Source organism: Rhodococcus sp. EPR-134 (assembly GCF_001647205.1).
GTDB lineage: Bacteria > Actinomycetota > Actinomycetes > Mycobacteriales > Mycobacteriaceae > Rhodococcus_F > Rhodococcus_F qingshengii.
In genome coordinates, this window is sequence record NZ_LVCT01000031.1 from 1 (window position 1) to 8,821 (window position 8,821).

The 8,821-nt window shown below is 62.8% G+C and carries 12 protein-coding genes and 1 tRNA gene; 9 read left to right on the forward strand and 4 right to left on the reverse strand.

Annotation, left to right across the window (positions count from 1 at the left end):
* The 3 genes from A2J01_RS01325 to A2J01_RS36210 all read left to right on the forward strand — a co-directional run.
* On the forward strand, window positions 1-791 hold a 791-nt coding region (locus A2J01_RS01325), incomplete at its 5' end, for a S1C family serine protease (protein WP_064111620.1).
* 80 nt (window positions 792-871) lie between these two features.
* Entirely contained in the window at window positions 872-1,369 is a 498-nt protein-coding gene (locus A2J01_RS01330; protein WP_176720912.1) for a MogA/MoaB family molybdenum cofactor biosynthesis protein, read from the forward strand.
* Window positions 1,370-1,375: 6 nt separating this feature from the next.
* Window positions 1,376-1,552 carry a hypothetical protein gene (locus A2J01_RS36210; RefSeq protein WP_003946347.1) on the forward strand — a complete coding sequence of 59 codons (177 nt, stop codon included), beginning with the start codon at window positions 1,376-1,378 and terminating at the stop codon, window positions 1,550-1,552.
* 59 nt (window positions 1,553-1,611) lie between these two features.
* Here A2J01_RS36210 and mscL read toward each other — a convergent pair whose 3' ends face one another.
* From mscL to A2J01_RS01350, 4 genes are all read right to left on the reverse strand, one after another.
* Window positions 1,612-2,034, reverse strand: coding sequence for a large conductance mechanosensitive channel protein MscL (gene mscL, locus A2J01_RS01335; RefSeq protein ID WP_030536328.1), 423 nt, complete (start codon window positions 2,032-2,034; stop codon window positions 1,612-1,614).
* 99 nt (window positions 2,035-2,133) lie between these two features.
* Window positions 2,134-2,880, reverse strand: coding sequence for an SAF domain-containing protein (locus A2J01_RS01340; RefSeq protein WP_064111622.1), 747 nt, complete (start codon window positions 2,878-2,880; stop codon window positions 2,134-2,136).
* 77 nt (window positions 2,881-2,957) lie between these two features.
* Window positions 2,958-3,269 (reverse strand): FmdB family zinc ribbon protein, encoded by a 312-nt coding sequence (locus tag A2J01_RS01345; protein ID WP_003946378.1) that lies wholly within the window; start codon window positions 3,267-3,269, stop codon window positions 2,958-2,960.
* 111 nt (window positions 3,270-3,380) lie between these two features.
* Entirely contained in the window at window positions 3,381-3,959 is a 579-nt protein-coding gene (locus A2J01_RS01350) for a 5-formyltetrahydrofolate cyclo-ligase (RefSeq protein WP_030536326.1), read from the reverse strand.
* A 59-nt stretch (window positions 3,960-4,018) separates the two neighbouring features.
* Here A2J01_RS01350 and A2J01_RS01355 point away from each other — a divergent pair, with 59 nt between their 5' ends.
* The 6 genes from A2J01_RS01355 to A2J01_RS35605 all read left to right on the forward strand — a co-directional run.
* Entirely contained in the window at window positions 4,019-4,930 is a 912-nt protein-coding gene (locus tag A2J01_RS01355) for a UTP--glucose-1-phosphate uridylyltransferase (protein WP_003946415.1), read from the forward strand.
* A gap of 125 nt (window positions 4,931-5,055) precedes the next feature.
* Window positions 5,056-6,315 (forward strand): molybdotransferase-like divisome protein Glp, encoded by a 1,260-nt coding sequence (gene glp / locus A2J01_RS01360; RefSeq protein ID WP_003946353.1) that lies wholly within the window; start codon window positions 5,056-5,058, stop codon window positions 6,313-6,315.
* Window positions 6,316-6,336: 21 nt separating this feature from the next.
* Entirely contained in the window at window positions 6,337-6,972 is a 636-nt protein-coding gene (locus tag A2J01_RS01365) for a GNAT family N-acetyltransferase (RefSeq protein WP_007727523.1), read from the forward strand.
* 267 nt (window positions 6,973-7,239) lie between these two features.
* Window positions 7,240-7,974 carry a divisome protein SepX/GlpR gene (sepX, locus tag A2J01_RS01370; protein WP_007727521.1) on the forward strand — a complete coding sequence of 245 codons (735 nt, stop codon included), beginning with the start codon at window positions 7,240-7,242 and terminating at the stop codon, window positions 7,972-7,974.
* Between the two features lie 102 nt (window positions 7,975-8,076).
* Window positions 8,077-8,152, forward strand: a tRNA-Ala gene (locus A2J01_RS01375).
* A 274-nt stretch (window positions 8,153-8,426) separates the two neighbouring features.
* Window positions 8,427-8,821: hypothetical protein (locus A2J01_RS35605; protein WP_197494135.1), on the forward strand; the 395-nt coding region annotated here is incomplete at its 3' end.

Here is an 8,821-nt window from a genome sequence, read left to right on the forward strand (position 1 = left end):
ACCACGTTGCCGGCGCACAGGGAGCGCAACTTCGCGTTGCGTTCTCCGACGGAACCAAGGCCTCGGCCACTCTGGTCGGTGCCGATCCCGTCTCCGACATCGCCGTCATCAAGGTCGACGGTCGAAACGACCTCACCCCCATCGATCTCGGCAACTCCGGCGACGTCCAGGTCGGACAGCAGGTGGTTGCCGTCGGGTCCCCACTCGGCCTGGCCGGCACGGTCACCGAAGGCATCATCTCCGCACTCGATCGCCCGGTGTCCACGAGCGGCGAGTCCGGCAATCAGAACACTGTCATCGACGCTCTGCAGACCGACGCAGCGATCAACCCCGGCAACTCCGGTGGCGCCCTCGTCAACATGGACGGCCAGCTGATCGGCATCAACACGGCGATCGCCTCGCTCGGAGCGTCGTCGGGTACCCAAGGCGGTTCGATCGGCCTCGGTTTCGCCATCCCGATCGATCAGGCACGCCGCGTCGCCGACGAACTGATCAAGACCGGCAAGGCGACTCAGGCCATGATCGGCGTGACCGTGCCGTCGCAGGACAACGCCGACGGCGCAACCGTCATGGATGTCACTGCTGACGGGCCGGCAGCCAAGGCCGGTATCCCGAAGGGTGCAGTCATCACCAAGGTCGACGATCGTGTTGTCGCAGATGGTGATTCGCTGATCGCGGCAGTGCGTTCACATGCTCCCGGCGACAAGGTCTCGATCACGTACAGCGACGGCGGGCAGACCAAGACCGTCGACGTCACGTTGGGAACCGCGGCAGCGCAGGGCGGCCGATGATGTTCGGCGATCAGCAGACGATCGACCCGATCTTCGGCCAGATCGCAACGGCGTCGGGATCGGACACTACGGTAGGAGTCATGGAACTCGAAGCCACATCGGCCGGCCGCGCTCTGGTCGTCATCGTCGACGATCGCACAGCCCACGGCGACAACACCGACTCCATCGGTCCACTGGTCACGGAACTGCTGAACGAAGCGGGTTTTCTCGTCGATGCGACGGTCGCCGTCGCCGCCGACGAAGTGGAGATCCGCAACGCTCTCAACACCGCAGTCATCGGTGGCGTCGACCTCGTCATCTCGGTCGGCGGTACCGGGGTATCCCCGCGTGACGTCACTCCTGACGTGACCGCTGAGGTTCTCGATCGCGAGATCCCGGGAATTGCCGAAGCACTTCGTGCTTCCGGTCTTTCGGCCGGATCGCTCGAAGCAGGCTTGTCCCGCGGCCTCGTCGGGGTTTCGGGAAGCACCGTGGTCGCCAATCTGGCGTCGACCAGGCCGGCAATTCGCGACGGCATGGCAACCCTGACGGCTTTGGCGAGTCACGTGATCGCCGAGCTGTCCAGCCTCGAGGGCTGAGACAGCTTGTCGGAGCAACCAGATACCCCGAAGAAGCCGTCAGTCGACAAGAAGCGCCTGGCGCGTATATTCGGGGACGTCTTTCCCGAGACGACGTCGGACGAGCGGGGTCCCGAAGGATCCTCGCGGTCCTCGGACGACGACTGGCTGCGCAGTCAGCGGCCCCCGCACCACGGCGGTTGAGAAGTAAATCAGGCCCCCGGACAATTGTCCGAGGGCCTGATTTGATCTGTGGGCACTGCCTATTCGAGAGTCTTGGCGTGCGCTCCCGTGTCGGCGCCACCGGCATTGGCCGAGAGGATGTCGCGGATCTGAATGAGCAGATCGGTTTCGCTGGCTTCCTTGTCCTCGGGCTCGGAGACGAACTTCTTCTTCGCTGCATTCGCAGGGACGATCAGCACGAAGTAGACGACCGCTGCGATGATGATGAAGTTGATGATCGCGGTGACGACCGCACCGAAGTTCAGGAACGTCTCAGCGGAGTCACCCGTCAGCTGAATGCCCCACCCGTATTCGTTGGCTCCGCCAATCGAAGCGACAAGTGGGTTGATGATATTGCTGGTGAAGGCAGTCACGATGGCGGTGAAGGCCGCGCCGATGACCACTGCGACGGCCAGGTCGAGCACGTTTCCGCGAAGCAGGAAGTCCTTGAATCCCTTGAGCATGTCGGTGTCCCCTCGAGTCTCCGATGGCAAGTGCCAGATGGTCCGTTGATACCGAACCGACTGGAAAAATCCTAGAGGAGCTTCGGACGCTTTGTGCGGTCAGCGAAATGTCACGGTGATCGCATTGGACAGAGATGCCGCGGCTACGACGTTGGCTGCTGGTGTCGGCAGGGCCAGCAAAATCACCTGTTCCTGCTGGTTACGTGTACTTTCCGACGTGGTGACCAACGCGACTACCGCTCCTGCCGCAAGAATTTGTGGGGCCTTGTCTGCAACTGATTCGTTGGGTGTGTCGGGGGGGGGTGTGTCTGGGCGGGATGTGTCAGGGCCGACGGTCAGGACGTCGACGACGTCCCCGCTGCGCAACATGTCCGCGACGGCCGCATCGGCCAATCGGACGGGGACGATGCGGGCGTCGTCGGTTCCTACCGACAACCCGGCCAGCCGTGGGCTGAGAACGCGCACGTCGGTGACGGTTTCTCCGGAGCGAATCGGGCCGGCAACGGTTCTCCCGACTACCAGGTCGGTGTCGGAGACAACTCCTTCGGGAAGTTGTTTCGAGTCGATCTCGCGGACCTCGACGTCCGAATCCGCAATCACCTGCCCCGGAATGAGATCGCGGCTCGAGACAACTACGGCGACGGTGTCAGTCGCGGGATCGCCTCGAAAGAAGAGAACAACGCCGAGTGTGGCCAGGACGACCACTGCGATCTTGCGGACGGTCGCTGAGCGAAACCGTGTGCCGCGTGTCAGTTCGACGACGCGATCGAAGGTGTTCGGCGTGAGATCGAGCTGGGCGCGCAATGGATGGGAGCGCCTCGGCGAACGAGAACGTACTGACGGCATTCATGCACGTTAGGGCCGGAAGCGGTGCTTCCGGCCCTGACAATGTGAACCTGTGGACAACCCGGAGGTTGTGGAAATCAGCTTGCGGCAGCCTTTGCGGGCGCCGGCGTGCTGGTCGACGAACTCGATGTCGAAGAGGAGTCCGACTTGGACTCGGACTTCGCAGCGGGTGCCGAATCGCTCTTGGCCGGCTCGCTCGCAGTCCCGGAGCCGCCGCGGCTGTCGGTGCGGTAGAAGCCGCTGCCCTTGAACACGATGCCAACAGAGTTGAACAGCTTGCGGAGCTTGCCTGAGCAAGCTGGGCAGACCGTCAGCGAATCTTCGCTGAAGGACTGGACGATGTCGAAACGGTTGTCACATTCCGTACATGCGTATGAGTAGGTGGGCACCGGGCTTCCTCCGCACTGTGATGTTCGAGCAGCCGCGTATTTACACCGCAGCCTTTAGCACTCTACAAGTGACAGTGCCAACAGCGCTAATCAGGGATCTATTCCCGCAGATCAATCGCCTTTGAGTTGCGTGAGGCCGCCGCGCGGCGTCAATGCCCAGCCCATGGGAATGTCGTGGTCGTCGGCAGGCAAGGCCTCGACGAGTTCGGAGTCTCTGACAATTGCCACGAGCCGAGTCTGTGGTCCGACCGACCCGAGCGTCCGGTCGTAGAAGCCTGCGCCACGGCCGAGGCGTGTTCCGCGAAGATCCACCGCGAGAGCAGGGACAAGCATGCATTCCACGTCGGACAGGGCTTCCGGTGGCAAGACGGGTCCGACAGGCTCCCGAATGCCGTACTTCGCGGGGCGCAAACCGTCCGCGCCGCTGTACTCGACCCAGGACAACGGTCCCGGCTCCCCGGTGATCGGAAGTAGTACACGCTGAGCGATCTCGGCAACGGCGTCGAGCAAATCGGTGGATCCTGGTTCGGTGCGGGTGGGGACGTACGCACAGACGACCGAGCCGTCGACAATCACTGAACGTATGTGCGTGATCAACGCCGCAGTTTCCGTGTTTCGAGTGTGCTCGGAGACTGCATCACGTGCTGCGAGTGTGATTTGTCGCCATTGTGCTTTTGTCTGAGGTGTCACCCCGCAACGATATTCGTCGTGCTGACCGAGCGGTAACAAGCGGCGGCTAAGGTGTTGGCATGACAGACGTTGTCGCTAGCAGCACGAGGGCCTTCCGTACGGCCGTGGTTCCCGCAGCCGGACTTGGTACGCGTTTCCTGCCTGCCACCAAGACGGTTCCGAAAGAATTACTGCCGGTCGTGGACACACCGGGTATCGAACTGGTGGCAGGTGAAGCTGCGGACTCGGGAGCCGAGCGGCTCGTCATCGTGACGTCCCCGGGCAAAGACGGCGTGGTTGCCCACTTCGTCGAGGATCTCGTGCTCGAAAGCAAGCTGGAAGCAAGCGGAAAACTCGCTGCCCTGGCGAAGGTGCGCAAAGCGCCGGGTTTGCTCGAAGTCGACTCCGTGATTCAGGAGCAGCCCCTCGGCCTCGGGCATGCAGTCGGTTGCGTCGAGTCGGTTCTCGACGACGACGAAGATGCCATCGCGGTCCTTCTGCCCGATGATCTCGTACTACCGCGTGGCGTCCTGGAGATCATGGCGCGAGTTCGGGCCAAGCGCGGCGGATCCGTTCTCTGTGCAATCGACGTCCCGAAAGACGCAGTCAGCGCTTACGGCGTCTTCGACGTCGAGATCGTTCCCGACGCGGTCAATCCCGACGTCCTCAAGGTCGTCGGCATGGTCGAGAAGCCGGCTGTGGAAGACGCGCCGTCGACCTTTGCCGCTGCAGGTCGCTATCTGCTCGATCGTGCGATCTTCGACGCACTTCGTCGCATCGAGCCGGGAGCCGGCGGTGAGTTGCAACTCACCGACGCCATCGCTCTCCTGATTTCCGAGGGCCATCCGGTTCACGTGGTGGTGCACCGCGGAACGCGTCATGACCTGGGCAACCCCGGCGGGTACCTCCGCGCTTCGGTGGACCTGGCGCTCGACAGTGACGATTACGGCCCGTCCTTGCGTAAGTGGCTCGCGGATCGGCTCGACCGCTGAGCGTGTCGCCACGGTGGTTGATCGCCCGATAACGCAGTATCAATGTGCTTGTCCCTTTTCGGCGGCAAGGCATCATGAGCTGACGGATATCACCGAATTTCCAGACACAGGAGGACGCGGACCAGATGCGGTCGGTTGAGGAGCAGCAGACCAGGGTTACCGCTGCTGCAGTGGCACCCCGTCCGGTTCGGGTCGCCATCTCGGAGGCGCAGGGACTGCTGTGTGCCGAGGAAGTGGTGACCGAACGCCCATTGCCGGGATTCGATCAAGCTGCCATCGACGGTTACGCGGTTCGCAGTGTCGATGTCGCCGGCGCCGGAGCCGACCTCCGAGGCGAGGACGGCGAGCCTACCGACCTCAGCTTGCCGGTGGTCGGTGAGGTGACGGCGGGCTCACGCCAACCGATCCGCTTGCAACCTCGCCAGGCCGTCCGAGTCGACACCGGCGCGCCTTTGCCCACGCTGGCCGACGCAGTTCTTCCCCTCGAGAACACCGACGGTGGGCGCGCTCGCGTTCGGATCTTCGAGCCGGTGCGTTCGGGCGATTACGTTCGCCGTGCAGGCGACGACGTCCAGCCGGGCGACGTGGCCGTTCGGGCAGGCACCATCATCGGAGCCGCACAGGTCGGGTTGCTCGCCGCGGTCGGCCGCGACAAAGTACTCGTCCATCCCCGTCCGCGCCTCTCCGTCATCAGCGTCGGTGGAGAACTCGTCGACGTGGATCGCACGCCGGGGCCTGGTCAGGTCTACGACGTCAATTCGTATGCCCTCGCCGCCGCAGCGCGCGATGCCGGCGCCGACGTCAACCGTGTGGGAATCGCAGGCAACGACTCTCGTCGTCTTCGCGAAGTAGTCGAGGGACAGCTGATTCGCTCGGAAATCGTTGTCATCGCCGGTGCCGTGGGCGGCGGAGCGTCCGACGAGGTTCGTGAGGCGCTTGCCGACCTGGGGACACTCGAGGTGGAGCGCGTTGCCATGCATCCGGGATCGGTGCAAGGCTTCGGAAAGCTGGGAAGGGACGAGGTTCCGACCTTTCTCCTACCGTCCAACCCGGTCAGCGCACTGGTGGTATTCGAAGTCATGGTTCGCCCGCTGATCAGAATCGCGCTCGGACGCCGCCAGCCGATGCGGCGAGTAGTGAAGGCGCGGACAGTGGGAACGATCACGTCGATTGCCGATCGCAAGGGTTTTCTGCGTGGTCAGCTGATGCGTGACGAAGCGACAGGGGAGTACCTGGTGCAGGCCCTCGGGGGTGCGCCCGGTGCGTCCTCACATCTCCTCGCGACCTTGGCGGAAGCCAATTGCTTGGTTCTGGTCGATCGAGACGTCACCGAAGTGCACATCGGTGAAGAAGTCGACGTAGCTTTTCTCGCCCAACGTGGGTAACGCCGACCCGAGTGGGGTGTGATGTCAGTCCATCCAGGATGGCCGGAAGATCTCGGCCCGCTGCGAGTGCCCGCGGGAGTGGTGACCGTCCGCCCCGTGAAGCTCCGTGACGCTGCTGTGTGGAGTCGTCTCCGCATTCGCGATCGCGAGCACCTCGAGCCGTGGGAGCCCACCGGAGAATCGCCCTGGGATGCTCGCCACCACATCACCGTCTGGCCGTCCCTGTGCGGAAACCTTCGCTCCGAAGCGCGCAAGGGCAGGATCCTTCCCCTGGTGATCGAACTCGACGGGAAGTACTGCGGGCAGGTCACCATCGGAAATGTGGTGCGCGGCGCTCTGCGGTCCGCCTGGGTGGGCTATTGGGTCGCCTCGCACGTGACCGGTGGGGGCGTAGCCACAGCTGCCGTTGCACTCACACTCGATCACGCATTCTCGAAGGTCGGTCTGCATCGAGTGGAGGCCACTGTTCGGCCGGAGAACGCGTCGAGTCGCGCAGTCCTACGAAACGTTGGGTTCCGGGAGGAAGGTCTTCTCAAGCGCTACCTCGATGTCGACGGCCAATGGCGTGATCATCTTCTGGTCGGAATGACCATCGAGGAAGTACCCACCACCGTCGTCGACAGATTGGTGCGGTCCGGACGCGCTTCGTGGGTGTGACGAAGACGGCGCCAGAAGCGTGAGAAACGCGAGCTAAACAGCAGTTACCGCTGAGTAGTCCTACTTTCGGGCGGGAAAATGTGGTTTTTGATTCAACCAGAACTTGAGACTTTTGGGACTGAACCGGAAGTTCAGTTCGGTACGCGTGTGACACATGAGTATGGTGGGGTTCGGCGCGTCGGCAACGATGCGAGGGCGTCGGCCGTTAACCTTGACTCGTCAACGGCTGGCATAGGTGCTGGTAGGTGATCGGGAGGAGGCCGCGGCATGCCTAGCTCATTCGTGTGGATCGGGCTGGTGGCCGTGTGGCTGTTCGTCCTGGTGCCGATGCTTGTCAACAAGCGCCCCAGGATCCGGCAGACGAGTGACGCGGCACTCGCGACTCGAGTACTCCACCGCGGCGACAGCAACCCTGTTCAGCGCGGGCCGGCAGCAGGACATCGAAGCGATCCGAACTGGCAACCAGAACCAGTGCGCAGCAGCTACGACGCGGAGGACCAGATGGACACTCACGCAGAAGATGACTACGCCGGCGGTCGTGCACCGGTCGGAGAATTTGTTCCGGTTCGGCGCGGCCGAGGCGGATTCGACCCCGAAGCGGATGCCATCGCCCGGGAGGCGCGGTATGCATTCCGTCAGCGGACATTGCTGGGACTTGCGTTCGTCGCGATTCTCTCGGGCGCTCTCGCATTGATCATCTCGCCGATGGTGTGGTGGTTGTTTGCGCTGACCGTGTGCGGCCTCGGCGGGTACATGGCGTACTTGCGTCGGCAGGTTCGGATCGAGCAAGAGATTCGCCGCCGTCGTACCGAACGCCTCAACCGATCGCGACTCGGAGTCGAATCGCACACCGACGAAGAGCTTCGCCTGATTCCGGCGCGACTGCGTCGGCCAGGGGCGGTTGTCCTCGAGGTCGACGACGAAGATCCGGTGTTCGATCACCTGGATCACTACGAAGAAGAGATCAGGCACACCGAGATGCGTCGCGCGTCCGGTCAGTGATCTTCTGGGCCGATCTTGTCGGGCCGAAAGTTCGTGTCGGGTGATTCCAACGGGAGTATTCGTTCCTGTTAGAGTTGCCGAGCACCGCTGAGGCGGTGGCACGGGGCTGTGGCGCAGTTGGTAGCGCGCTTCGTTCGCATCGAAGAGGTCAGGGGTTCGATTCCCCTCAGCTCCACCAAGAAGTACCAGCGAAAAGGGTCTTTCAACGAAAGTTGAACGACCCTTTCCTGCATTTTCAGGGCCTGCCCGAATTGCGAAGATTCGATCTGAGTGTGCGCCGTTTCATACGATTGCGACCGCTGATCCGGACCGTTGAGCTTCCAAGTGAGGGATGATCCTTGGGCGGATACATGTTTGCCGGAAATGTAACGAGGGTGTGTCCGGTGCGATAGGCACGGTGAGTCTGCCGCAGTTTTCCGCAGGTCGGACGTATGTGTCGGGGAGGAATGTCGATGAGCCAGCCACGACGGCTAGCGATGATGCTTGTTGCTGTGATGTGCCTGATGGGTATCGGCGTCCTTGCCGTATCGGTCTTCCCCGCCATCGTCGCCGCCCAACCTGGCGGCAACAGCGGTGGTGGCAACAACGGCAATGGAAACGGCAATTACGGCAACAACGGCGGCAATAACAACGGCAACGGTGGCGGTCACAACGGCAACGGCGGCAATAACAACGGCAACGGTGGCGGTCACAACGGCAACGGTGGCGGCAACAACGGCAACGGCAACTATGGCTGGCATTGTCACCGTCACAACTGCGGCACGACCGTAATTCCGACACCGACCACGACGACTGAGCCGACCACGACGACTGAGCCGACCACGACGACTGAGCCGACCACGACGAC